Origin of the sequence: Pseudomonas fluorescens (genome assembly GCF_001307275.1) — a bacterium.
In the GTDB taxonomy this organism is placed as follows: domain Bacteria; phylum Pseudomonadota; class Gammaproteobacteria; order Pseudomonadales; family Pseudomonadaceae; genus Aquipseudomonas; species Aquipseudomonas fluorescens_AA.
The window spans coordinates 5069426-5091774 of the sequence record NZ_CP012831.1; the positions used below are offsets into that span (position 1 = coordinate 5069426).

Genomic DNA, 22349 nt, shown 5'->3' on the forward strand with positions numbered 1-22349 from the left:
CCTTGAACAGTGTTGCTAACAGGTTATTTGCGAATAACTGGTTATCTGCAAGGCCGGTACGGTCTTGAGGACCAGTCGTCCGATTTCGACAAAAGTAATGGCACAGTGATATCTAAGAATAGACGAGATTGGGAGATTGTCGAGATGGCCTGACTTGTGGAAATCCCCTGGCGAGGGCGCTTGCCCCGCTGGGGCGTGGGGCGAGCCTGGTATTGGCACGCCACGAAAACGGACATCTTCTGAAACAGAATCCATGGATTGAGCTAAATTACCCCGCATCGGATTTTCGAACCTGCCATCAGAGTCCCCATGCCGACCCAGCCCCTCTGGAAAACCTATCTCCTGTTCCTGATCCCCATGGTCCTGTCCAACTTCCTGCAGTCCATGTCCGGCACGTTCAACAGCATCTACATCGGCCAGATGCTCGGCACCCAGGCATTGGCGTCGGTGTCGGGCATGTTTCCCATCGTGTTTTTCTTTATCGCTTTGGTGATCGGCCTGGGCGCGGGGGCGGGGGTGTTGATCGGGCAGGCCTACGGCGCCGGCGAAACCGGCACGGTGAAGGCGATTGCCGGTTCGACCTTGTTGCTGGGGGCGATCATTGGCCTGGTGGCGGCGGTGCTTGGCAGTGTCTTTGCGCGTCAGGCGTTGCAAGGGCTCGGCACGCCGGCCGATGTGTTGGAGGACGCCGTTTCCTATGCCCGGGTCATGCTGTGGATCCTGCCGATGTTGCTGGTATTCGTGCTGTTCACCCAACTGCTGCGCGGGGTGAGCGATACGGTGTCACCGATGTTGGCGCTGCTGGTGTCCACCAGTGTCGGGCTGCTGCTCACGCCAGCGTTGATTCGCGGCTGGCTGGGGTTGCCGCAGATGGGCATCCAGAGCGCGGCATGGGCGGGGCTGGCGGGGGACGACGTCGGCAATGCTGATGCTGGCGTGGCGCCTGAGTCGCCGCGAGCATGCCCTGGCGCCGGACCGTGCGTTGTTCGCGGCGATGCGCCTGGACAGGGACATCCTCGGCAAGGTGCTGCGCATCGGCCTGCCCACCGGGTTGCAGATGGTGGTGATCTCGTTGTCGGAGTTGGTGATCCTGGCGCTGGTCAATCGCCACGGCTCCCAGGCCACGGCGGCCTACGGCGCGGTGACGCAGATCGTCAACTACGTGCAGTTTCCGGCGCTGTCGATTGCCATCACCGCCTCGATCCTCGGCGCCCAGGCCATCGGTGCTGGCCGCCTGGAGCGCCTGGGGCCGATCCTGCGCACGGGGCTGGCATTCAACCTCTGGCTCACCGGTGGGCTGGTGCTCCTGGGCTATCTGTTGTCCCACTGGCTGCTGGGGCTGTTCATCACGGATCCGGCGGCGCGGGTCCAGGCCGAACACTTGCTGCATATCATGCTCTGGAGCTTGCTGGTGTTCGGTTTCCAGGCGATCGTCGGCGGCATCATGCGCGCCAGCGGCACGGTGCTGGTGCCGGTCGCCATCTCGATTTTCTGTATCGTCGCCGTGCAAGTGCCGGCCGCGTATCTGCTGGACGCGCACTTCGGGTTGCAAGGGGTGTGGATGGCGTTCCCGGTGGCTTACTTGAGCATGCTGTTGTTGCAGACGCTGTACTACAAGCGGGTCTGGCAGCATCAGCCGATCGAGCGGTTGGTGTAATCAACCCACCACCGGACCCTGTGGGAGCGAGCTTGCTCGCGATGGCGGTGGGTCAATCAATATCAATATTGGTTGACTTGACGCTATCGCGAGCAAGCTCGCTCCCACAAGGGTTCGGTGCCTGGCGATGTTACAGTGGCCGTCACCCGCCACGCCGCCACCGAGGATCCGATGCCTGCCAGTCTTACCACCCACATCGCCTACCGCGCCTTCCTGTTCGACATGGACGGCACCTTGCTCACCTCCATCGCCGCCGCCGAGCGGATCTGGACCCGCTGGGCCCTGCGCCACGGCGTGGATGTGGCGACGTTCCTGCCGACGATCCACGGCATGCGCGCCATCGACACCATCGCTCGCCAGCATCTGCCAGGGGTGGATGCCCAGGCCGAGGCCGAGCGGATCACCCGCGAGGAAATCGAAGACGTGGAAGGCGTGGAGCCAGTGAAGGGGGCGGCTGCGTTTCTGCATAGCCTGCCGCCAGAGCGATGGGCAATCGTCACCTCAGCGCCCATGGCATTGGCCTTGCGGCGTATGGAAGCGGCGGGAATCCCGCGCCCGGCAGTGATGGTCACCGCCGAGGATGTGAATGACGGCAAGCCCAACCCCGCCTGCTATCGCCTGGCGGCCGAACGCCTGCAGGTGACGCCCCGGGAGTGTCTGGTGTTTGAAGACGCCGAGGCCGGTATTCGGGCAGGCGAGGCCGCCGGGGCCGATGTGATGGTGGTGACGGCAACGCACACGCACCCCGTGGTCACCCTTCATCCGCAGATCAAGGATTACCTCGGGCTAGGCATTGAGGTGGATGAGGCTGGCCTGATGCGGCTGCTTCCGATTCTATGACCGCCGCAGAACACTTGTGGGAGCGAGCTTGCTCGCGATAGTGGTGGTTCAGCCTGCATCGATGCTGAATGTACCGGCGCCATCGCGAGCAAGCTCGCTCCCACAGTTTTTAAGTCGTTCACCGGCATTGCAGCCACCACAAATCCCCCTGTGGGAGCGAGCTTGCTCGCGATAGCGGTGGTTCAGCCTGCATCGATGCTGAATGTACCGGCGCCATTGCGAGCAAGCTCGCTCCCACATTGGATCTGTGGTGCTCTGCTAGGTCAGGTCACCACGCGATAGCACGGCACATACGCCGCGCCGCCCGGCAGTTTCATGCGATGTTGGGCGACGAAGGCCTGGAGCAGGCGGTCGAGGGGTTCCATGATGGCGGCGTCGCCGTGGATCTCGTAAGGGCCGTGCTCTTCGATCAGGCGGATGCCCTTGTCCTTGACGTTACCGGCCACGATCCCCGAGAACGCCCGGCGCAGGTTGGCGGCCAGTTCGTGGGCGGGCAGGTCGCGGCTCAGGCCCAGGCTGGCCATGTTGGCGTGAGTCGGGTCGAACGGGCGCTGGAAGCCCTCGTCGATCTTCAGCAGCCAATTGAAGTGGAAAGCGTCGTTGCGTTCGCGGCGGAACTGCTTGACCTCCTTGAGCCCCTGGGTCATCTGCCGAGCCACTTCGGCCGGGTCGTCAATGATGATCTGATAGTGCTTCTGCGCCGCCTCGCCCAAGGTCGCACCGACAAACGCATGCAACTGGTCGAGGTACGGCGCGGCGCTTTTCGGCCCGGTGAGCACGACGGGGAAGGGCAGGTCCTGGTTGGCCGGGTGCATCAGGATGCCCAGCAGGTACAGGAACTCCTCTGCCGTACCGGCACCGCCCGGGAAGATGATGATGCCATGGCCGACGCGCACGAAGGCTTCCAGGCGCTTCTCGATGTCCGGCAGGATCACCAGCTCATTGACGATCGGGTTCGGCGCCTCGGCGGCGATGATCCCCGGCTCCGTCAGGCCCAGGTAGCGACCGCCATGGATGCGCTGCTTGGCGTGGGCGATGGTGGCGCCTTTCATCGGGCCTTTCATCACGCCCGGGCCGCAGCCGGTGCAGATGTCCAGGCTGCGCAGGCCCAGTTCGTGGCCGACTTTCTTGGTGTATTTGTATTCTTCGGTGTTGATCGAGTGACCGCCCCAGCACACGACGATTTTCGGCTCCACGCCAGGGCGCAGGGTGCGGGCGTTGCGCAGCAGGTGGAACACGTAGTCGCTGATGCCCTGGGACGAGCTGAGGTCGATGCGCTGGCTGTCCAGTTCGTTCTCGGTGTAGACGATGTCGCGCAGGGCACTGAAGAGCATTTCCCGGGTGCTGGCGATCATTTCGCCGTCGACGAACGCATCGGCTGGCGCGTTCAGTAGCTCCAGGCGTACGCCCCGGTCCTGCTGGTGAATGCGGATCTCGAAGTCCTTGTAGGCTTCCAGGATGGTCTTGGCGTTATCGACATGGGCGCCGGTATTGAGGATGGCCAGGGCGCACTGGCGAAAGAGGGTATAGATACTGCCGGAGCCGGCTTCGCTCAGTTGCTGGACTTCGCGCTGGGACAAGGTCTCCAGGCTGCCCTTGGGGCTTACCGAGGCGTTGATTACATGTCTTTGAGTCATTCAGCTTTCCTTGAAAACGATGCCATGCACACAACGACGGCATCTTGAAAAAAACGTCCACGCCGAAAGATCGCACGATCCTTGCGCTATCGCCATGGACTTCGATCCGGGCCCGGCGAGTCGGCGGCCATACAAAATGAGCCCCAGCATAGCTAAATCGACCGGGCAGGCGATAATGCGTGACTCTTTTGATGCCGTACAAGGAAATTGCGCCGCGATGTTCGAGATCAAACCGTGGGATGGCGACACCTACCGCAGGCAGACCCGCCGCAGCACCCTGATCATCGCGGTGGTGTTCCTGGCCCTGGCGATGCTGCTGTCCAGCCTGGCCGTGATGCTGTTGGGTACGCCGGGAGGTGATAACTTTCGCTTCAACCTCGGCGGAGTGATTGTCGCGGTGTTGGCGATGGCTGTGCTGATGCGCCAGTATTTCTGGTCGCAGCCATGGATGGCCGCCGCGGTATACGGCTGGCAGCTCAAGCGCAGCCTGATGAAAATCACCAACGTGATGCACCAGGTGAAGGCCGGTGTGCAGGCCCAGGACTCCACCGCCATGAAGCTGCTGCGCTTCTATCACCTGGGGCTGGCCCAGATGCATCAGCTGGACGCCAACTCCAGCGCCCAGGGCTCCCTCGCGCGTGAAGCCGACGCGCACCTGGCGAACATGCAGGCGCTGGGCCTGGACACCGAACAGTCGCGCCTGGACCCAAGCTGGATCGAGACGGTGAAGCAGGCGTATAACGCCGGTTGAGCGGTCAGAGGGTGCCGATGCGGTCCAGCTCGGTTTTCAGGGCCAGGGCGTCCAGTTGGTCGAAGGGCAGGGCGAAGAAGGCCCGGCAGCGGGCTTCGATGCGGTCCAGCGTGCTGTGGAACGCCTGGCCGACCTGATCATCGTTGCCTTTGACCGCCGACGGGTCCGCCAGGCCCCAGTGGCTCTTGAGCGCCGGGCCGAAATACACCGGGCAGGCCTCGTTGGCGGCGTTGTCGCACACCGTGATCACGACGTCCGGCGGGCTGCTTTCGAAAGCGTCGTTGCCCTTGCTGCACAAGCCTTTGATGCAGATACCGGCCTCCTGCAAGGTGCTCAGGCTGCGCGGCAGCACTTGGCCCTTGGGAAAGCTGCCGGCGCTGACGGCTTCGAACCCGGCCGGGGCCAGATGGTTGAACATCGCTTCGCTGAGAATGCTGCGGCAACTGTTGGCTGTGCACATGAAGAGGACTTTCATCGATCGGCTCCGATAGGCGCAAGGTTGGGCTGCGCCGGAGTATATGCGGACAATCGAATATATGGAATTTCGTATTTGTAGTGAGGGCGAGAGCGGACAGCGCCGGGGCGCAGTACGTCTGCGCCCCAACGATTTGGGTGGTTACGATTTTCTGCCGCCTCCTTGGCTGCGTTCGCTACCTTTGTTACCGGCTCCCATGCCTTTTTGCCGGTCGTTGGCAACGTTGCCGCCCGACGCCTGTCCGCCTTTCTTGCCGGCTTCAGATGCTTTTTCACGATCATTGGCGAAGTTGCCTGGGTTTTTATTTCCGCTACTGGCCATTTCGATAATCCTCAGTGATTGAGCGAGCAACGTGCCTCGCATTATTTGTGAAAGAAAATGGCCGGGTGAAGTTTAAAAAAAACCGCTTGCTGGCGACGAATGGTCAGCCGCCGGTTGGCTTCCTTTCAGTCCTCGCCGCCGCTGACTTTCCAATGCTTGGCGTCCGTTGGAAAAACCACCTGTTCGACCCGGTGCGCAATGCCAAAGGCCAGGGAGTTTTCCGCTGGGATCACCCGTTCCTCGGCACACAGGCACTTGAAGATATCCAATTGAGTCGCGGCGCCGGCGGTTTCCTTGACGTAGATCTCCACGTACCGCGCCACGTCGTTGTCCAGGCTGGACAGGTACTCACGCAGGCGTGAGTGGTCCACGGATTTCTGACCGAAGTACCAGTTCATCGGGTGGATCAGAAAGCGCGAGTGGGGTGTGGTGGTGCGGTCGCTGGCGGCGAGAAACATGATGATGCCCATCGACTCGATGTTGCCGGCATTGACCGCACGCACCGGCACTGGAAGGGACTTGATGAAGGTATAGAGCGTAAAACCGAAGTTGGTGCTGCCGCCGACGGTGGAGAGGTTGAGCATCAGTGAGTCGGCGCCTTTTTCAATGGCTTCCAGGCAATTGTCCCGGAAGCGCTCCGTGGTGCCCTGATCGATCTGGCAATGGAAATGGACAATGTGTTCGGACATCTGCAACTCCTGTCGATTTCACCCTTTGACGTACCTGCTGATCGGCTGTGCCGTACAGTTGGGAGTTCGCAGGCCTTCGGATGTTCCTCATCTCCGGTTGGGCGCGGGCGGCCCCATCACGTCCCTTTTCTGTTCAGCACGCTTGGGCAGCGTCGGCCATGCGCTGCAAAAATATCGCCAGTGCGGCGTCTTCTTCACTGAGGCCTTTGCGCAGCCGCGGCTTGGGCAATTGCCTCAGGGCGCCGAGCAAAAAAGCCTCCACCACTGCAGGATGAATGTAGCACTTGCGACAGACGCTCGGCGTGTTGCCCAGTTGCCTGGCAACCTGCCTGACCATCTCGACGACGTGTTTTTTCGCCTCGCTCTCGGTTTCCCACGACAGCAACCGCAGCCCGGCCAGCGCCGCCGCGCTGCCGGCCCAGGTACGGTAATCCTTGGCAGTGAAATCGGCACCGGTAAGGGATTTGAGGTAGGCGTTGATGTCCGAAGAACTGACGGAGTGACGCTCACCGTTCTCGTCCAGGTACTGGAAGAGGTTTTGTCCGGGGATCTCCTGGCAGCGCTTGATGATCCGTGCCAGGCGTCGGTCTTTCACGGTGATCTGGTGCTCGATGCCGCTTTTGCCGCGGAACTGGAAGGCGATGGCGCTGCCGTTGACTTCGACATGTTTGTTGCGCAGGGTCGTCAAGCCATAGGAGCGATTGTCGCGAGCGTATTGGGTGTTGCCGACTCGGATCAGGGTGAGGTCGAGCAGGGTGATAACAGTGGCCATGACCTTGTCGCGGCTGAACCCGGGTTTGGCCAGGATCTCCTCCAGGCGTTTGCGCAAGCGCGGCAAGGCCCGTCCGAATTCCAGCATTCGCGAATACTTGTCCGCATCGCGCACCTCACGCCAGCGCGCGTGGTAGCGGTACTGCTTGCGCCCGCGGGCATCGCGCCCGGTGGCCTGGAGATGACCACGGGGGTCGGTGCAGATCCAGACATCGGTATAGGCCGGCGGCACTGCCAGGGCATTGATGCGCTGGATCTCGGCCGCGTCGGTGATGCGCTGGCCCTGCGGGTCGAAATAACAGAACTTGCCACGCAATTTCTTGCGGGTGATGCCGGGGGCCGTGTCATCGACATAATGCAGGTCGGCCGGCAGTGCATCCGGCGGCAGGGTGTCGGGCATGAAGAAAGTCCTTGGCAGCGAATCCGGTGGCCTGTGATCGATTGACCGCAGCCCGTTGCGGTCGTGCCAAGATTCTGATGGCGCCGCCGAACCTGTGGGAGCAAGGCTTGCCCGCGATACAAGCACCTCGGTGTAGCTGATGAACCGAGGCGATGCCATCGCGGGCAAGCCTTGCTCCCACAAGCGCCCGGGGACTACGCCAACACCGCTACCGCCTTGATCTGCGCCCACAACACCAGTCCCGGCTGCAGTTTCAACTGGTCGCGGGAGTAGCGGGTGATGCGCGCCAGCAGCGGAGTGCCGGCAGCTTCCAGGCGGACCAGCACATGGGCGGCGTTGTCGGCCGCCTGTTCGCTGACCACGGTCACCGGCAGGCGGTTGAGGATGCTGGTCTGGGCATCGTTCGCCAGGCTGAGGCTGACGTCCCGGGCCTGGACCTTGAAACGCAGCGGCTGGCCGAGGGCCAGTGATGTATGGGCCACGCGTACGTTCAGTTGGCTGTCGGGCAGGTTCAGGGTCAGCAATTGGTACGCCGGGTCATAGCCGCTGACCTTGCCCTCGATCACCACCCCGGCGTCATCCCCCAGGGCCAATGGCAGGTCGAGCCGGGCCAGGGTTTCGCCGATGGGGCCGCTGGCCTGCGCGCGGCCAGCGTCGAGCAGCACGATGTGATCGGCCAGGCGTGCCACTTCGTCCTGGGAATGGCTGACATACAGCACCGGGATGTCCAGCTCATCGTGGAGGCGTTGCAGGTAAGGCAGGATTTCGTTTTTGCGCCGGGTATCGAGGGCCGCCAGCGGCTCATCCATCAGCAGCAGCCGCGGGCTGGTGAGCAAGGCACGGGCGATGCCTACCCGTTGGCGCTCGCCGCCGGAGAGGTTGTGCGGCTGGCGATCGAGCAAGTGCCCGATGCCCAGCAGATCGGTGGCCTGGTCCATGTCCACCCGCCGTTGTGCCGGCGCGATGCGCTTGAGGCCGAACGCCAGGTTGGCCCGCACCGACAGATGGGCGAACAGGCTCGCCTCCTGGAACACATACCCCACCGACCGCTTGTGGGGCGGCACGAACACGCCGTGCTCGCTGTCCTGCCACACTTGGCCGTTGACCTCGATAAAGCCCCGGGCCGGCCGCTCCAACCCGGCAATGCAGCGCAGGCAGGTGGTCTTGCCGGAGCCGGAAGGCCCATACAGGGCCGTCACGCCACGGCCCGGCAGTTGCACATCCAGGTCCAGGGAAAAAGCCCCGTGGTCGAGTTGCAAACGCGCGTTGATCATCGATCAGCTCCAACCGGCACGGGTTCGGCGGCTCGAGTACAGCGCCAGCAGCACCAGGAATGAAAACACCAGCATCGCCGCCGCCAGCCAGTGGGCCTGGGCATACTCCAGGGCTTCGACATGGTCGTAGATCTGTACCGACACCACCCGGGTTTTCTCCGGGATGTTGCCGCCGATCATCAGCACCACGCCGAATTCGCCGACGGTGTGGGCGAAACCCAGAATCGCCGCCGTGATGAAACCAGGACGGGCCAGGGGCAGGATGACGCTGAAAAACGTATCCCAGGGCCCGGCTCGCAGGGTAGCGGCGACTTCCAGGGGGCGACTGCCGATGGCAGCGAAGGCGTTTTGCAACGGCTGCACCACAAACGGCATGGAATAGATCACCGAGCCGATCACCAGCCCGGTAAAGCTGAAGGTGAGGGTGCCCAACCCGAGGGCTTGGGTGAGCTGGCCGATCCAGCCGTTCGGCCCCAATGCCAGCAGCAGGTAAAAGCCAATCACCGTTGGCGGCAGCACCAGCGGCAACGCCACCACCGCCCCCACCGGCCCGCGCAGCCAGGAGCGGGTGCGTGACAGCCACAGCGCGATGGGCGTGCCGACGAGCAGCAGGATCACCGTGGTCAAGGACGCCAGTTTCAGGGTCAGCCAGATGGCGGCGTAGTCGGCGCTGGTCAGGGGCATTTAGCGTTGGTAACCGTAGGCTTGGATGATGGCGGCGGCTTTCGGGCCCTTGAGGTAATCCACCAGGGCTACGGCGGCGGGGTTGTCCCGACCCTTGGTGAGGATCACCGCGTCTTGTTTGATCGGGTCGTGCAGTTCGGCCGGGACGATCCACGCCGAGCCGCCCGTCACTTTGCCGTCCTTGTACACCTGGGACAAGGCGACGAAGCCCAATTCAGCGTTACCGGTGGAGACGAACTGGTAGGCCTGGGTGATGTTCTGGCCTTCGACGAGCTTGCTTTTGACCTGATCGGTCAAGCCCAGCTTGTCCAGCACCTGGGTCGCGGCCAGGCCATAGGGCGCGGCTTTCGGGTTGGCGATGGACAGGTGTTGGAAGTCGTTGCGCTTGAGGACCTGGCCCTGGTTGTCGACATAACCGTCCTTGGCCGACCACAGCGCCAGGGTGCCGACCGCGTAGGTAAAGCGCGAGCCGTTGACGGTGTCGCCTTCGCTTTCGAGCCTGGCCGGGGTGGTGTCGTCGGCGGCGAGGAAAACCTCGAAGGGCGCGCCGTTCTTGATCTGCGTGTAGAACTGGCCGGTGGCGCCGTACGCCGCCACCAGTTTATGCCCGGTGTCTTTTTCGAAATCGGCGGCAATGGCCTGGATCGGCGCAGTGAAATTGGCGGCGACCGCCACCTGCACCTCGGCAGCCTGGGCGGCGCCAATAGTCAGGAACGGGATCAACAGCAACGGCGCGAAGCGGGTGAGGCGCATAGGTGAGCTTCCGTAAGGTCAGGTCGTTATATAGTGGAATATATAGCGAATGGCCGGCAAACGGAACGTGGCATTTTGCCTGGGCAGCTAGGGGCGAGGGCTGGCCTCATCGCGAGCAAGCTCGCTCCCACAGGGGGGCGGAGGTGATTGCGGGATTTATGTTCACCTCGCAACCCTGTGGAACGGGCTTGCTCCCACAGGTCCGGTGGTGTGTCCAGGTTTGCCGGTTGCCCCTATCTCTGTGGGAGCGAGCTTGCTCGCGATGGCGGCCTGACAGGCAATGACGACTGTCAGGACCGCCCCCAGTTGTTGAATCGGGCCAACGCCTCTTCAGCCAACCGCCGGGTCAATTCGGCTGTCGACAGATCGCGCCCCAAGGGGAAGGCCTGGCCGGCCCAGAGGTTGCTGAAGTCCGCTTCGCCCTTGGCGCGCAACGGCATCAACGCGCCGCCCGCCAGGGGGAATGCCGGCGCGAGCGGGCTCATTGGCCCCACTTCGCGCATCACCCGGTTGACGATGCCCCGGGCCGGGCGGCCGGTGAACAGGTTGGTGACGGCGGTCTGGCTTTCCTTGGCCGTGCGCAACGCCCGGTGATGGGACGCGCTGATTTTCGCCTCGGGGGTGAACAGGTAGGCGCTGCCCAGTTGCACCGCCGAGGCCCCCAGGGCGAATGCCGCGACAATCCCGCGGGCATCGCCAATGCCGCCGGCGGCGATCACTGGTACCTTCACCGCATCCACCACCTGCGGCAGCAAGGCAAACAGACCGACCTGGGTGTTGAGGTCGTCGCTGAGGAACATCCCGCGATGCCCGCCGGCTTCATAGCCCATGGCGATGATCGCGTCGCAACCGTGCTGTTCGAGCCAGATGGCTTCCTCGACGGTGGTGGCCGACGAAAGAATTTTCGCACCGGTGGCCTTTACCCGGTCCAGCAGGGATTTTTCCGGCAGGCCAAAGTGGAAACTGACCACCTTGGGACGCATCTCCTCCAACACCCGGCAGGCGGCATCATCGAAGGGCTTGCGGTTGGACACCGGGGTCGGTGCGTCGAAGTCGACGCCCAGTTCCTGATAGTACGGCTTGAGCCGTTGTTTCCAGGTCTCGGCCCGCTGTTCGTCGAAGGCTGGCGGCTGGTGACAGAAAAAATTCACGTTGAACGGCTTGTCGGTCTGTTCGCTGATGGTCGTCAGCGCCTGGCGCAACTGCTCGACATCGAGCATCGCCGCCGGCATCGAACCCAGGCCGCCGGCATTGCAGGTCGCGACCACCATGGCCGGCCCGGTCACCCCGGCCAGCGGCCCCTGGATGATGGGCAGCTCGATACCGAGCAGGTCAAGAAGGCGAGTGTCTGGCCACTGGCTCATGTGCGGGGTCTCCGACGGCAGAAGGAAACAGCGTTTTTAGCAGGTGTGGGCCGGCGAGGGCCAGTCGAGTTTTTCAATCGTGCGCCGCAACTTGATCCCGACGGCGGGAGGGTTACCATGCGTGCTTCAGTATCAAGGAGCCTGACCCATGGACGTGAAACTCAAGACCGTCGAACCCTTCACCGTGGCCGGTTTGCAGGTGCGCACCCGCAACACCGACGAGCAGCAGCCCGACACGGCCAGGATCGGCCCGATGTGGCAACGGTTCTTCACCGAAGGGCTGTTCGACACGATCCCGGCCAGGCAGTCGGAGTCGTTCGTCTACGGGGTGTATTCCAATTACGAGTCCGACGCCACCGGCCACTTCGACGTGACGGCCGGGGTGCAGGTGGATGCGACCAGCGCAGGCTACCCCGCCGTGGACATCGAGGGCGGGGATTACCTGGTGTTTTCGGCCAAGGGGCCGATGCCCGATTGCGTGGTTCAGACCTGGGGCCTGATCTGGGCCTACTTCGCGGATAACCCACAGACGCTGCGCCGCTTCACCACCGATTTCGAGGTCTACGGCAGCCCCGACTCGGTGGCGATCTACATCGGCGTTCAGTCCCCGGCCGAGCGCTCCAGCGCCAGCAACTGACGCTTGCGCTCCACGCCCCAGCGATAGCCCGACAGGTTGCCGTCGCTGCGCACCACCCGGTGGCAAGGGATCGCCACCGCCAGGCTGTTGGCGCCGCAGGCCTGGGCCACGGCGCGCACGGCCTTGGGCATGCCGATGCGCTGGGCGATCTCGGCGTAGCTGGCGGTGCTGCCCGCGGGAATGTCCCGCAACGCTTGCCAGACCCGTTCCTGAAAGGCGGTGCCGCGCAGGTCCAGGGGCAGGTCCAGGCCCAGGGCCGGCGCTTCGATGAAGCCCACCACCTGGGCGATCAACTGCTCGAACTCGCGGTCGGCACCGATGAGGTTGGCCCGGCGGAATTTGTCCTGCAGGTCCCGCACCAACGCGTCCGGATCGTCTCCCAGCAGGATCGCGCACACGCCACGCTCGCTTTGCGCCACCAGGATTGCCCCGAGGGAGCATTGGCCGACGGCGAAACGGATGTCGGTGTTCTGCCCGGCGGCGCGGTAGTCGGCGGGTTTCATGCCCAACACTTTGTCGGCCGCTTCATAGAAGCGGCTGTTGGAATTGAAACCGGCGTCGTACAGCGCCTCGGTGATCGTGCCGCCATCGGCCAGGCGTTCGCGCACCTTGCGTGAACGATGGGCGGCGGCGTAACCCTTGGGCGTCAGGCCGGTGACAGCCTTGAAGACCCGATGAAAATGGAAGGGGCTCAAGCCGGCGCTTGCTGCCAGTTCATTCAGGCCTGGCAGTTCCTCGGCCGCCTCGATCTGCCGGCAGGCCGCCGCGACTCGGGCCGCTTGTTGGGCGGCGATCTGGGTCTGGTCCCGGGCCACGCGCTTGCTGGGCCGGTAGCCGGCGGCCTGGGCCTGTTCCGGCGTGTCGAAAAATTCGACGTTGCGCGGGTTGGGCAGGCGCGACAGGCTGCTGGGGTGGCAATAGATGCCAGTGGTTTTCACGCCATAGACGAATTGCCCATCGGCGCGCGGGTCCCGGGCGAGCACGGCGGCCCAGCGGGGATCCAGTTCAGGGGCAAGATTGTTCGAAGTGCTGTTCATGGTCGTTATTCCATTGGCCCGTTTTGCCTACAGTAGCGAGCCATCCAAGTGACGACACTCCGGGTCTTGCGGTTGAATTCTGCCCCTTCATCCGGCGCTGCGAAACGTCAGGTTGATCCGCTGGGTACCCAGGCGCGGGTGTTGTCCTTCCTTGAGCGGCAGCACGCCGTGGTAACGCAACCGGTCCACGCCACCCCAGACCACGATGTCACCATGGAGCAACGGGATGCGCAGGCTCTTGTCGCTGCGCTCGAAGCCGCCGAATTGGAACACCGCTGGCAAGCCCAGGGAGATCGAGACGATGGGCGCGGCGAGGGAGCGTTCGTTCTTGTCCTGGTGCAGCGACATCCGGGCGCCGGGCACGTAACAGTTGATCAGGCAGCTGTCGGGCTCGAAATGCTCGAACTGCGCTTGCTGGGCGGCGGCCTGGGCCAGTTCGCGAAACACCGCCGGCATGTCGGGCCAGGGGTGGCCGGTCTGCGGGTCATGGGCGGTGTAGCGATAGCCGCTGCGGTCGGTGGTCCAGCCCAGCGCGCCGCAACTGCTCAAGGCCACCGACATGGTAAAGCCACCGGGCGTGACCATCTGTCGGAACGGCGCAGCCTGCAGGACGCTTTCCAGCGCCGGCAGCAAACGGTCGAGCCAGGGCAAGGCGAACCCGCGCAGTACGAAGGATTGTTGGCCAATCTGTTCGATCTGGCCGGACGTGGTGGGCGCCTGGTCGGCGAACAGGTCCAATGTGATCGGTGTGTCATGACTACTGCGCATCATGAAAAATGATTCCCAAGGTGTGCCGCCTGCCGCTGTGCACGCGGCTGACGCCATGGCGCATGTTCACCCGATAATAACCGCGAACGCCTTCGACCGGCCGCTGGTGCACGGCAAATACCACGGCGTCGCCCTGTTTCAGATCGATGACCTGGGGTCGCGACTGCATGCGCGGGCGCTGTTCAGTGAGGACAAACTCGCCGCCGGTAAAGTCCTGGCCCGGTTCCGACAACAGGATCGCGACCTGCAAGGGGAACACCTGCTCGCCATACAGATCCTGGTGCAGGCAGTTGTAGTCCTGCGGACCGTATTGCAACAACAAGGGCGTCGGACGCGATTGCCCGGCAGCGTGACAGCGCTGGATGAAGTCGGCGTGCTGGTCGGGATATCGCCCTTCAAGGCCCATGCATTCATTCCAGCGGTTCGCCAGCGGCACCAGCATGGGGTACAACGCCTGACGCAGCTGTTGGATGAAGTCCGGTAGCGGATAGCGAAAATACTGATACTCGCCACGCCCGAACCCATGACGGGCCATGACCACCCGGGAACGAAAAAGCCCGCTCTCTGCGTATAGACCGCTGAGCATTCGACATTGCGTGGCGGGCAGCAGGTTGCGGATGAGCGCGCTGCCGTCCTGCTCGAGGCTGTGTTCCAGGGCCGACCCATCCAGGTGACTTATTCGTTGGGTCAATGAGGGCAGATGCGGGGGAGTGGGCATGATGACAATCCTTGGTGCAAAGGATTGGTCAGTCTGGGGAGTGCTTCGTTGGTCTGCACTCCGGTTCTTGCGGTGCATCAATGTCCTGAGTCGCTCCCGTCAGCAGGCACGACAAATCCCCTGTGGCGAGGGAGCTTGCTCCCGCATCGTGCCCACCCTGGTGCCACAAAAATTTATCAGGGTGAGTCTTTACAGCGCTTTACTGACACTGACGTCGCTGATCACATCCTGGGTATCTCCGTGCAATGCTTGCAGGGCTGCCAAGGCTTCTTCTTCGGTGCCGTCCACGAGTTGCGCGAATTCGAAGCGGCGTTCGCCATTGAGCTTGTACTTGATGACGTATTTGGTCGTCTGGGCCACGGTTTTGCCTTTCTTGAAAGGGCGATGCTCAGCTCAGTTTCGAGCTGGACCGCCGGATGATTTTGATCTTGTGGGTCAGGGTCGGCTTGCGCGTGACGCTGATTGCACGGCGGTTGACGGTGTCGATGGTGATGTTCCAGAAACCGGTGCTCGGCGCCGTGATCCTGGCCGGGAACGTGTCGAACGCGCCGCCGTGATAGGTGTGCCGGCCACCGTTCTTGAAGCTGCGGAAGTTGGCGTCGTTCATCAAACGGATGTTGCACATTTGGGAGCATTCTATGACGACAATGTCGTCTTCGTTCAGGTGCTCGCGCTGGTGAATGAATTTCATGGGCGCCTCCAGAAGGGCTTTTTCTACAAAATCAAAACGATAGCAAGGGGCAATGAGGCGCAGTTTATCAGCCTCGAGTGTTAATATCCGGCCCGCGCTCCAGGCTTTGTTCATTTATCGCAGGTAGCGGGAAAAAAAAGCGGTGCGACACCGGAGCAAAACGGCGTCTGCATTGTCGGAGGATCTTTATTGGAGGAAACATATGAAGCGCAGCGTGTGGGTGTTGGCATTGGCCATGAGTGGATGTGCATCGGTATCGGACATCAACCAGACGCCTCCCACCATGAGCGTCATCTCCGGAAAGAAACCACACGAATATGCCAAATGCGTTGCCGACAAGCTCGCCAGCAGCCGTGGCTCGCTGCAAATGGAGCCGCACAAGAACGGCGTGCGGCTGATCGTCCCCGGCAAACTGTCGACCCTGCCGGCGGCGGTGTTCGACATTGACGAGCGTTCCAGTGGCAGCAGCATCAAGCTGCACGAAAGCATGTCCAACGTGCCGGTGCGTCCGGGCGATGTGCAGGATGCGGCCAACGCCTGTATTTCCGGCTGAACACCGTCAGCGCCTGACGAGCGGGCCGGCCATCGGATAGACTGGGGCCCTCGACAAAAAATGCCGCCACGGTCAACGTTGGCGGCATTGTCATTCATGGAGTCAGTCGATGAAACGCGAGCAGGTGCGCGAGCGCCATGCAGAAGGCCTTATTTATGCCACCCACGTGATTCAGAACCCGGCGAGCCCGGGCGAATGGGTCGTGTTCTTCAAGAAAAGCGCAGGGCGCAGTTTTTTCCTGGTGGATGAGCAGGACGAAGTCGAGTCCTTCAGCCAACTCGATGACCTGATCGAGACCATACGCGGGCTGGGCATCAAGACCGCCGAGATTCACATCTGATGTCCTGTATCGCCAATACAGGACACTCGCTTATTTACAGACCACCACGACACTGCGGCTGCTGAAGTTGCCCACGTCGACCCCCAGGGTCTTCTCGCTTTCCTTGGCCTGGGGTGTGCCGTTGGTGCCGACGATCCGGTAGCCGGTGCCGGCACAGGACGCATCGGCCTTCTCATAGCAAGTCGCCCAGGAGTTGGCCTCGCCTGAGCAGTCGATGGTCAAGCCCTGCTCGCCATTATCGAGATAGGTTTTTTCGGCCGAGGCACAGCCCGCCAGGGCCAGGACTGTGAACAGCGCCAGAAGTGTCTTCATGGGATCGTCATCGAGGAGGGAAGGGCAACGGCGAGGTTATAGCGAATGGCCATTCCGGTACAGCTAAACCCGCCTCGTTCGATGCCCGGGTGGCATCTACTGGAGGCCGGTCTGGTTATTTCTTGCGGCGGGGGCTGCGTGCGGGGGCGCTTTCGCGTTCTTTCGTCGCTGGGGCAGCGCGTTCGTCCTGGAATACCGCAGCCACTTCCACTGCCATGGCCTTGCTAGGCAAGGGACCGGCGACCTGCTCGCCGTGATAGTTGATAATCCACCACTGGCCGTCCTTGCCCTGGCTGACCGAATAACCGTTTGCGTTTCTTGCCGACATCTAACTGCCTCAATTGGCGTGATCAAGGACGCCATGATACGTCAAATGCTCGCAAACAGTGCTCACTGGCGTACAGTGGACCGCTGCAGCCATCGAAACGAAAGGCGATTGAACTATCCGCCGTTTTTTATTTCTCTATGATGGCATCGGTTGGCCAGTGCGGGCATTGTAAGGTGCCCGTCGCCTGATTAGACTGCGCCGAAACTCGTACACACTGCCTTTTCAAGGACTTATATGATCAAGAAATGCTTGTTCCCAGCAGCCGGTTACGGTACTCGCTTCCTGCCAGCGACTAAAGCCATGCCCAAAGAAATGCTGCCGGTGGTGAACAAGCCACTGATCCAGTACGGCGTCGAAGAAGCCCTCGATGCGGGCCTGACTGAAATCTCCATCGTGACTGGCCGTGGTAAACGCGCGCTGGAAGACCATTTTGACATCAGCTACGAGCTGGAAAACCAGATCAAAGGCACCGACAAGGAAAAATACCTGGTCGGCATCCGCAAACTGCTGGATGAGTGCTCGTTTTCCTACACCCGCCAGACCGAAATGAAAGGCCTGGGCCACGCGATCCTGACCGGTCGCCCATTGATCGGCGACGAACCGTTCGCCGTGGTCCTGGCGGACGACCTGTGCGTCAACCTCGAAGGCGACGGCGTCCTGACCCAGATGGTCAAGCTGTACAAGCAGTTCCGCTGCTCCATCGTGGCGATCCAGGAAGTCGATCCGCAGGAAACCAACAAGTACGGCGTGATTGCCGGCGAAATGATCCGCGACGACATCTACCGTGTTCACAGCATGGTTGAAAAACCGAAGCCTGAAGACGCACCGTCGAACCTGGCGATCATCGGTCGCTACATCCTGACCCCGGACATCTTCGACCTGATCGAACAGACCGAACCAGGCAAGGGCGGCGAAATCCAGATCACCGACGCCCTGATGAAACAGGCCCAGAACGGCTGCGTCATGGCCTACAAGTTCAAGGGCAAGCGTTTTGACTGCGGTGGCGCCGAAGGCTACATCGACGCGACCAACTTCTGCTTCGAGAACTTCTACAAGACCGGCAAGGCTTACTGATAGCCGCCGCGCCTCGAAAAACGCCCCGACTGGTTCGGGGCGTTTTTTTGCGCGGGGAAAAGTCTCTCGCCAATCACCAATCACACAAGCAACCCCCCTGTGGGAGCGAGCTTGCTCGCGATAGCGGTGGGCCAGTCAATACCAATGCTGCTGATCCGCCGCCATCGCGAGCAAGCTCGCTCCCACAGGAGTTGCGCTCAATCCAGTCCGGCTGGCTTTTTCGTTTTCCGCCCCCATAACCCACCGCAACGCTGCCTCAAGTGAAAACAGCAGGTATGCTGATGACCTGCCGAAGGAGATAGAAAATGGCCTACGATTTTGACTTGTATGTGATTGGCGCCGGTTCCGGTGGTGTGCGGGCTGCGCGGTTCGCCGCCGGTTTTGGGGCAAAGGTGGCCGTGGCGGAAAGCCGCTACCTGGGCGGGACCTGCGTCAACGTGGGCTGCGTGCCGAAAAAACTGCTGGTCTATGGTGCGCATTACGCCGAGGACTTCGAGCAAGCGTCGGCCTATGGCTGGACGGCGGGCGAGGCCAGTTTCGACTGGGCCACGCTGATCGCCAACAAGGATCAGGAGATCAACCGCCTCAACGGCATCTACCGCAACCTGCTGGTCAACAGCGGCGTCACACTGCACGAAGGTCACGCCAGGCTGACCGGGCCCCATGAGGTCGAGATCAACGGCCAGCGTCATACCGCCAGGCATATCCTGATCGCCACCGGCGGCTGGCCGGTGATCCCGGACATTCCGGGGCGCGAGCACGCCATCAGCTCCAACGAGGCGTTCTTTCTCAAGGAACTGCCCAAGCGCGTCATCGTGGTGGGCGGTGGCTACATTGCGGTGGAGTTCGCCGGGATCTTCCACGGCATGGGCGCGCAGACGTCGTTGCTGTATCGCGGCGAACTGTTCCTGCGCGGTTTCGACGGTGCGGTGCGCAAGCACCTGGCGGAAGAACTGACCCGTCGTGGCCTGGACCTGCAATTCAACGCCGACATCAAGTCCATCGAAAAACTGGACGACGGCAGCCTGAGGGTCGAGCTCAAGGATGGCAAAACGTTGATCACCGATTGTGTGTTCTACGCCACCGGCCGGCGGCCGATGCTCGACAATCTCGGCCTGGAGAACACCGCCGTCGCGGTGGACGAGAAGGGTTTTGTCAAGGTCAACGAAAAATACGAGACCACCGAACCGTCGATCCTGGCCATTGGCGACGTGATCGGTCGCGTCCAGCTCACCCCTGTGGCCCTGGCCGAAGGCATGGCGGTGGCGCGGCGTCTGTTCAAGCCCGAGCAGTATCGACTGGTGGATTACCGGATGATCCCCACCGCCGTGTTCAGCCTGCCGAACATCGGCACGGTGGGCCTGACCGAGGAACAGGCCAGGGAAGAGGGGCATGAGGTCGAGATATTCGAAAGCCGTTTCCGGCCGATGAAGCTGAGCTTGACCGACTGCCAGGAGCGCACCCTGATGAAGCTGGTGGTGGATGCCCGGACCGACAAGGTCCTGGGTTGCCACATGGTCGGCCCGGATGCCGGTGAAATCGTCCAAGGCTTGGCCATCGCCCTCAAGGCCGGTGCCACCAAGCGCGACTTCGACGAGACCATCGGCGTGCACCCGACCGCCGCCGAAGAGTTCGTGACGATGCGTACGCCCGTCGCCTGACGCGGCCCTTAGCCGTTGCGTAGGAGCTGACGAGTGAAACGAGGCTGCGATCTTTCCCCAGACACTTGAGTCCCAAGCGGAAGATCGCAGCCTCCACCAGCGCCCACAGATTTTTTCTATCTATATAGATTCCTGATAGCCAAAACCAATCATTCACATCAGGTTTGCCAATGAGCCAGCCGGGGGATGAGTGGTTAAGATTCCCTCCATCAACTTCTCAACCCTGATGGAGAAACATCGATGCCTATCATCAACAGCCAAGTTAAACCGTTCAACGCTACCGCCTTCAAAAACGGCGAATTCGTCCAAGTGTCGGACGCCGACCTGAAAGGCAAATGGTCTGTCGTGTTCTTCTACCCAGCCGACTTCACCTTCGTTTGCCCAACCGAGCTGGAAGACCTGGCCGACAACTACGCCGAATTCAAGAAACTGGGCGTCGAGATCTACAGCGTCTCCACCGACACTCACTTCGCCCACGCCGCCTGGCACAACACTTCGCCAGCCATCGGCAAGATCCAGTACACCATGATCGGTGACCCGACTCACGTCATCTCCCGCAACTTCGACGTGCTGATCGAAGAAGTCGGCCTGGCTGACCGCGGTACTTTCGTGATCAACCCTGAAGGCCAGATCAAGATCGTCGAGATCAACGACGGTGGTGTAGGCCGCGACGCTTCCGAGCTGCTGCGCAAGGTCAAGGCCGCTCAGTACGTTGCCGCTCACCCGGGCGAAGTCTGCCCAGCCAAGTGGAAAGAAGGCGAGGCCACCCTGGCTCCGTCCCTGGACTTGGTCGGCAAGATCTAAGTCTGTGAGTCATCCGAGGGCGATCCGCTCTTAATCAAGTAAGCCGCTTCGCCCCAAAAAACGCCCGGGCGAGATTCGCTCGGGCGTTGTTTTTTTCTGAATTCACAAAATGGAAATCGCCCGTATGTTGGACGCCAATCTTAAAGCTCAGTTGAAGTCATACCTGGAACGGGTCACCCAGCCGATCGAGATCGTCGCCTCCCTCGACGACGGTGCGAAATCCCAGGAAATGCTCGCGTTACTCCAAGAAGTTGCCAGTCTTTCCCACCAGATTACCTTGCTCGACAACGGTACCGATGGGCGCAAGCCGTCGTTTTCGTTGAACCGCCCGGGAGCCGATATCAGCCTGCGTTTTGCCGGCATCCCCATGGGCCACGAATTCACTTCGCTGGTGCTGGCCCTGCTGCAAGTCGGCGGCCACCCATCGAAGGCCAGTGTCGAGGTCATCGAACAGATTCGCGCCCTTGAAGGCGAGTTCAATTTCGAGACGTATTTCTCGCTGTCGTGCCAGAACTGCCCGGACGTGGTCCAGGCGCTGAACCTGATGGCGGTGCTGAACCCGAACATTCGCCACGTCGCCATCGACGGCGCGCTGTTCCAGGCCGAAGTCGATGAACGCCAGATCATGGCCGTGCCCAGCATTTACCTGAACGGCGTGAACTTCGGCCAGGGCCGCATGGGCCTGGAAGAGATTCTCGCCAAGATCGACACCAGCGGCATCGAACGCCAGGCTGAGAAAATCAGCGCCAAGGATGCTTTCGATGTGCTGGTGGTCGGCGGCGGCCCGGCTGGCGCTTCGGCGGCGATCTACGCGGCCCGTAAAGGCATCCGCACCGGTGTGGCGGCCGAACGTTTCGGCGGCCAGGTGCTCGACACCATGGCCATCGAAAACTTCATCTCGGTCCAGGAAACCGAAGGGCCGAAACTGGCTGTTGCCCTGGAAGAGCACGTCAAGCAGTACGACGTGGACATCATGAACCTGCAGCGTGCCGATGCCTTGCTGCCGGGCAAGGATGGCAGCCTGCATGAAATCAAGTTCGCCAGCGGTGCGAGCCTCAAGGCCAAGACCGTGATCCTGGCGACCGGCGCCCGCTGGCGCGAAATGAACGTGCCGGGCGAGCAGCAATATCGCAACAAGGGCGTGGCGTACTGCCCGCACTGCGACGGCCCGCTGTTCAAAGGCAAGCGTGTAGCGGTGATCGGCGGTGGTAACTCCGGCGTCGAGGCGGCCATCGACCTGGCGGGTATCGTGGCCCACGTCACGTTGCTGGAGTTCGATGTGCAATTGCGTGCCGACGCGGTGTTGCAGCGCAAGCTGCACAGCCTGCCGAACGTGACAGTGGTGACCAACGCCCAGACCACCGAAGTGACGGGGGACGGCCAGAAGGTCAATGGCTTGCGCTACAAGGACCGTCCGAGCGGTGAAGTGCGGGACGTGGAGCTGGAAGGGATCTTCGTGCAGATCGGCCTGTTGCCCAACACCGATTGGCTCAAAGGCACCGTCGAGCTGTCGCCGAGGGGAGAGATTATCGTCGATGCCCGTGGTGAGACCTCGATCCCAGGCGTGTTCGCCGCCGGTGACGTGACCACTGTGCCGTACAAGCAGATCGTGATCGCCGTGGGTGAGGGCGCCAAGGCTTCGCTGAGCGCCTTCGACCACCTGATCCGCACTTCCGCGCCGGCATAAACAGCCGAAAGCGGCAAGACAAAACCCCATGGGCCCTGGCTCATGGGGTTTTTTATCGGCCATCATTCTGTGGGAGCGAGCTTGCTCGCGATGGCGGTGGGTCAGCTTGCATCAATGCTGAAT

25 protein-coding genes and 1 pseudogene are annotated in these 22349 nt (G+C 62.0%); 10 read left to right on the forward strand and 16 right to left on the reverse strand.

Annotated features, from left to right (window positions below):
* The first annotated feature begins 309 nt into the window (after positions 1–309).
* Positions 310–1657 (forward strand): annotated as a pseudogene (locus AO356_RS22715) (MATE family efflux transporter).
* Positions 1658–1828: 171 nt separating this feature from the next.
* Complete coding sequence (locus AO356_RS22720; RefSeq protein WP_060743172.1) at positions 1829–2497, forward strand: HAD-IA family hydrolase; 669 nt, start codon at positions 1829–1831, stop codon at positions 2495–2497.
* Positions 2498–2760: 263 nt separating this feature from the next.
* Here the strand turns inward: AO356_RS22720 and ppnN are convergent, their stop codons facing one another.
* On the reverse strand, positions 2761–4134 hold the full coding sequence (gene ppnN, locus AO356_RS22725; RefSeq protein ID WP_025213122.1) for a nucleotide 5'-monophosphate nucleosidase PpnN: 1374 nt from the start codon (positions 4132–4134) through the stop codon (positions 2761–2763).
* A 217-nt stretch (positions 4135–4351) separates the two neighbouring features.
* On the opposite strand from ppnN, the gene AO356_RS22730 reads away from it, so the two are divergent.
* Positions 4352–4885, forward strand: coding sequence for a DUF3087 family protein (locus tag AO356_RS22730; RefSeq protein WP_060741655.1), 534 nt, complete (start codon positions 4352–4354; stop codon positions 4883–4885).
* A gap of 4 nt (positions 4886–4889) precedes the next feature.
* Here the strand turns inward: AO356_RS22730 and AO356_RS22735 are convergent, their stop codons facing one another.
* The 8 genes from AO356_RS22735 to AO356_RS22770 form a co-directional block, all read right to left on the reverse strand.
* Positions 4890–5360 carry an arsenate reductase ArsC gene (locus tag AO356_RS22735; protein ID WP_060741656.1) on the reverse strand — a complete coding sequence of 157 codons (471 nt, stop codon included), beginning with the start codon at positions 5358–5360 and terminating at the stop codon, positions 4890–4892.
* A gap of 141 nt (positions 5361–5501) precedes the next feature.
* Entirely contained in the window at positions 5502–5681 is a 180-nt protein-coding gene (locus AO356_RS22740) for a general stress protein (RefSeq protein WP_060741657.1), read from the reverse strand.
* A 125-nt stretch (positions 5682–5806) separates the two neighbouring features.
* Positions 5807–6370 (reverse strand): ATP-dependent Clp protease proteolytic subunit, encoded by a 564-nt coding sequence (locus AO356_RS22745; RefSeq protein ID WP_060741658.1) that lies wholly within the window; start codon positions 6368–6370, stop codon positions 5807–5809.
* Positions 6371–6503: 133 nt separating this feature from the next.
* On the reverse strand, positions 6504–7541 hold the full coding sequence (locus AO356_RS22750) for a DNA topoisomerase IB (protein ID WP_060741659.1): 1038 nt from the start codon (positions 7539–7541) through the stop codon (positions 6504–6506).
* Between the two features lie 194 nt (positions 7542–7735).
* Entirely contained in the window at positions 7736–8815 is a 1080-nt protein-coding gene (gene modC, locus AO356_RS22755) for a molybdenum ABC transporter ATP-binding protein (RefSeq protein ID WP_060741660.1), read from the reverse strand.
* A 3-nt stretch (positions 8816–8818) separates the two neighbouring features.
* Positions 8819–9499 carry a molybdate ABC transporter permease subunit gene (gene modB, locus AO356_RS22760; RefSeq protein WP_060741661.1) on the reverse strand — a complete coding sequence of 227 codons (681 nt, stop codon included), beginning with the start codon at positions 9497–9499 and terminating at the stop codon, positions 8819–8821.
* Positions 9500–10252 carry a molybdate ABC transporter substrate-binding protein gene (gene modA, locus AO356_RS22765; RefSeq protein WP_060741662.1) on the reverse strand — a complete coding sequence of 251 codons (753 nt, stop codon included), beginning with the start codon at positions 10250–10252 and terminating at the stop codon, positions 9500–9502.
* 290 nt (positions 10253–10542) lie between these two features.
* On the reverse strand, positions 10543–11616 hold the full coding sequence (locus AO356_RS22770) for an NAD(P)H-dependent flavin oxidoreductase (protein ID WP_060741663.1): 1074 nt from the start codon (positions 11614–11616) through the stop codon (positions 10543–10545).
* Between the two features lie 148 nt (positions 11617–11764).
* On the opposite strand from AO356_RS22770, the gene AO356_RS22775 reads away from it, so the two are divergent.
* A complete protein-coding gene (locus AO356_RS22775; RefSeq protein ID WP_060741664.1) occupies positions 11765–12253 on the forward strand; it encodes a GyrI-like domain-containing protein in 489 nt (162 codons plus the stop codon).
* Here AO356_RS22775 and ada read toward each other — a convergent pair.
* From ada to AO356_RS22795, 5 genes are all read right to left on the reverse strand, one after another.
* On the reverse strand, positions 12217–13290 hold the full coding sequence (ada, locus tag AO356_RS22780) for a bifunctional DNA-binding transcriptional regulator/O6-methylguanine-DNA methyltransferase Ada (RefSeq protein ID WP_060741665.1): 1074 nt from the start codon (positions 13288–13290) through the stop codon (positions 12217–12219). The genes AO356_RS22775 and ada overlap by 37 nt on opposite strands.
* 87 nt (positions 13291–13377) lie before the next feature.
* On the reverse strand, positions 13378–14058 hold the full coding sequence (gene alkB, locus AO356_RS22785) for a DNA oxidative demethylase AlkB (protein WP_060743173.1): 681 nt from the start codon (positions 14056–14058) through the stop codon (positions 13378–13380).
* Positions 14048–14776 carry a 2OG-Fe(II) oxygenase gene (locus AO356_RS22790; protein ID WP_060741666.1) on the reverse strand — a complete coding sequence of 243 codons (729 nt, stop codon included), beginning with the start codon at positions 14774–14776 and terminating at the stop codon, positions 14048–14050. The genes alkB and AO356_RS22790 overlap by 11 nt, the downstream gene beginning before the upstream one ends.
* A 189-nt stretch (positions 14777–14965) precedes the next feature.
* Positions 14966–15136 (reverse strand): hypothetical protein, encoded by a 171-nt coding sequence (locus AO356_RS32875; RefSeq protein WP_177431748.1) that lies wholly within the window; start codon positions 15134–15136, stop codon positions 14966–14968.
* A 28-nt stretch (positions 15137–15164) separates the two neighbouring features.
* The gene (locus AO356_RS22795) at positions 15165–15467 is read right to left on the reverse strand and encodes a DUF1883 domain-containing protein (protein ID WP_003182962.1); all 303 of its coding nucleotides are present in this window, start codon (positions 15465–15467) and stop codon (positions 15165–15167) included.
* A gap of 202 nt (positions 15468–15669) precedes the next feature.
* On the opposite strand from AO356_RS22795, the gene AO356_RS22800 reads away from it, so the two are divergent.
* Entirely contained in the window at positions 15670–16020 is a 351-nt protein-coding gene (locus AO356_RS22800; RefSeq protein ID WP_053122953.1) for a hypothetical protein, read from the forward strand.
* A gap of 109 nt (positions 16021–16129) precedes the next feature.
* Complete coding sequence (locus tag AO356_RS22805) at positions 16130–16360, forward strand: hypothetical protein (RefSeq protein ID WP_060741667.1); 231 nt, start codon at positions 16130–16132, stop codon at positions 16358–16360.
* Between the two features lie 30 nt (positions 16361–16390).
* Here the strand turns inward: AO356_RS22805 and AO356_RS22810 are convergent, their stop codons facing one another.
* Positions 16391–16672: a hypothetical protein gene (locus tag AO356_RS22810; RefSeq protein WP_060741668.1), complete on the reverse strand. Its 282-nt coding sequence runs from the start codon at positions 16670–16672 to the stop codon at positions 16391–16393.
* 115 nt (positions 16673–16787) lie between these two features.
* Positions 16788–17000: a hypothetical protein gene (locus AO356_RS22815; protein ID WP_060741669.1), complete on the reverse strand. Its 213-nt coding sequence runs from the start codon at positions 16998–17000 to the stop codon at positions 16788–16790.
* A 234-nt stretch (positions 17001–17234) separates the two neighbouring features.
* Here AO356_RS22815 and galU point away from each other — a divergent pair, with 234 nt between their 5' ends.
* From galU to ahpF, 4 genes are all read left to right on the forward strand, one after another.
* On the forward strand, positions 17235–18074 hold the full coding sequence (galU, locus tag AO356_RS22820; RefSeq protein WP_003182953.1) for a UTP--glucose-1-phosphate uridylyltransferase GalU: 840 nt from the start codon (positions 17235–17237) through the stop codon (positions 18072–18074).
* A gap of 305 nt (positions 18075–18379) precedes the next feature.
* The gene (gene gorA / locus AO356_RS22825; RefSeq protein WP_060741670.1) at positions 18380–19735 is read left to right on the forward strand and encodes a glutathione-disulfide reductase; all 1356 of its coding nucleotides are present in this window, start codon (positions 18380–18382) and stop codon (positions 19733–19735) included.
* A 240-nt stretch (positions 19736–19975) separates the two neighbouring features.
* Positions 19976–20539: an alkyl hydroperoxide reductase subunit C gene (ahpC, locus tag AO356_RS22830; protein WP_047227636.1), complete on the forward strand. Its 564-nt coding sequence runs from the start codon at positions 19976–19978 to the stop codon at positions 20537–20539.
* Between the two features lie 124 nt (positions 20540–20663).
* Positions 20664–22226, forward strand: coding sequence for an alkyl hydroperoxide reductase subunit F (ahpF, locus tag AO356_RS22835; RefSeq protein WP_060741671.1), 1563 nt, complete (start codon positions 20664–20666; stop codon positions 22224–22226).
* Positions 22227–22349 lie beyond the last annotated feature (123 nt).

Coding starts and splice junctions, on each gene's coding strand:
- AO356_RS22810 (WP_060741668.1), bottom strand. CDS start 16,672: ATGAAGACACTTCTGGCGCTGTTCACAGTCCTGGCCCTGGCGGGCTGT.
- AO356_RS22800 (WP_053122953.1), top strand. CDS start 15,670: ATGAAGCGCAGCGTGTGGGTGTTGGCATTGGCCATGAGTGGATGTGCA.
- AO356_RS22815 (WP_060741669.1), bottom strand. CDS start 17,000: ATGTCGGCAAGAAACGCAAACGGTTATTCGGTCAGCCAGGGCAAGGAC.
- modB (WP_060741661.1), bottom strand. CDS start 9,499: ATGCCCCTGACCAGCGCCGACTACGCCGCCATCTGGCTGACCCTGAAA.
- gorA (WP_060741670.1), top strand. CDS start 18,380: ATGGCCTACGATTTTGACTTGTATGTGATTGGCGCCGGTTCCGGTGGT.
- AO356_RS22745 (WP_060741658.1), bottom strand. CDS start 6,370: ATGTCCGAACACATTGTCCATTTCCATTGCCAGATCGATCAGGGCACC.
- alkB (WP_060743173.1), bottom strand. CDS start 14,058: ATGCGCAGTAGTCATGACACACCGATCACATTGGACCTGTTCGCCGAC.
- galU (WP_003182953.1), top strand. CDS start 17,235: ATGATCAAGAAATGCTTGTTCCCAGCAGCCGGTTACGGTACTCGCTTC.
- AO356_RS22740 (WP_060741657.1), bottom strand. CDS start 5,681: ATGGCCAGTAGCGGAAATAAAAACCCAGGCAACTTCGCCAATGATCGT.
- AO356_RS22735 (WP_060741656.1), bottom strand. CDS start 5,360: ATGAAAGTCCTCTTCATGTGCACAGCCAACAGTTGCCGCAGCATTCTC.
- ada (WP_060741665.1), bottom strand. CDS start 13,290: ATGAACAGCACTTCGAACAATCTTGCCCCTGAACTGGATCCCCGCTGG.
- modA (WP_060741662.1), bottom strand. CDS start 10,252: ATGCGCCTCACCCGCTTCGCGCCGTTGCTGTTGATCCCGTTCCTGACT.
- AO356_RS22770 (WP_060741663.1), bottom strand. CDS start 11,616: ATGAGCCAGTGGCCAGACACTCGCCTTCTTGACCTGCTCGGTATCGAG.
- AO356_RS22790 (WP_060741666.1), bottom strand. CDS start 14,776: ATGCCCACTCCCCCGCATCTGCCCTCATTGACCCAACGAATAAGTCAC.
- AO356_RS22720 (WP_060743172.1), top strand. CDS start 1,829: ATGCCTGCCAGTCTTACCACCCACATCGCCTACCGCGCCTTCCTGTTC.
- modC (WP_060741660.1), bottom strand. CDS start 8,815: ATGATCAACGCGCGTTTGCAACTCGACCACGGGGCTTTTTCCCTGGAC.
- ahpF (WP_060741671.1), top strand. CDS start 20,664: ATGTTGGACGCCAATCTTAAAGCTCAGTTGAAGTCATACCTGGAACGG.
- AO356_RS22775 (WP_060741664.1), top strand. CDS start 11,765: ATGGACGTGAAACTCAAGACCGTCGAACCCTTCACCGTGGCCGGTTTG.
- AO356_RS22750 (WP_060741659.1), bottom strand. CDS start 7,541: ATGCCCGACACCCTGCCGCCGGATGCACTGCCGGCCGACCTGCATTAT.
- AO356_RS22805 (WP_060741667.1), top strand. CDS start 16,130: ATGAAACGCGAGCAGGTGCGCGAGCGCCATGCAGAAGGCCTTATTTAT.
- AO356_RS22795 (WP_003182962.1), bottom strand. CDS start 15,467: ATGAAATTCATTCACCAGCGCGAGCACCTGAACGAAGACGACATTGTC.
- ppnN (WP_025213122.1), bottom strand. CDS start 4,134: ATGACTCAAAGACATGTAATCAACGCCTCGGTAAGCCCCAAGGGCAGC.
- AO356_RS22730 (WP_060741655.1), top strand. CDS start 4,352: ATGTTCGAGATCAAACCGTGGGATGGCGACACCTACCGCAGGCAGACC.
- ahpC (WP_047227636.1), top strand. CDS start 19,976: ATGCCTATCATCAACAGCCAAGTTAAACCGTTCAACGCTACCGCCTTC.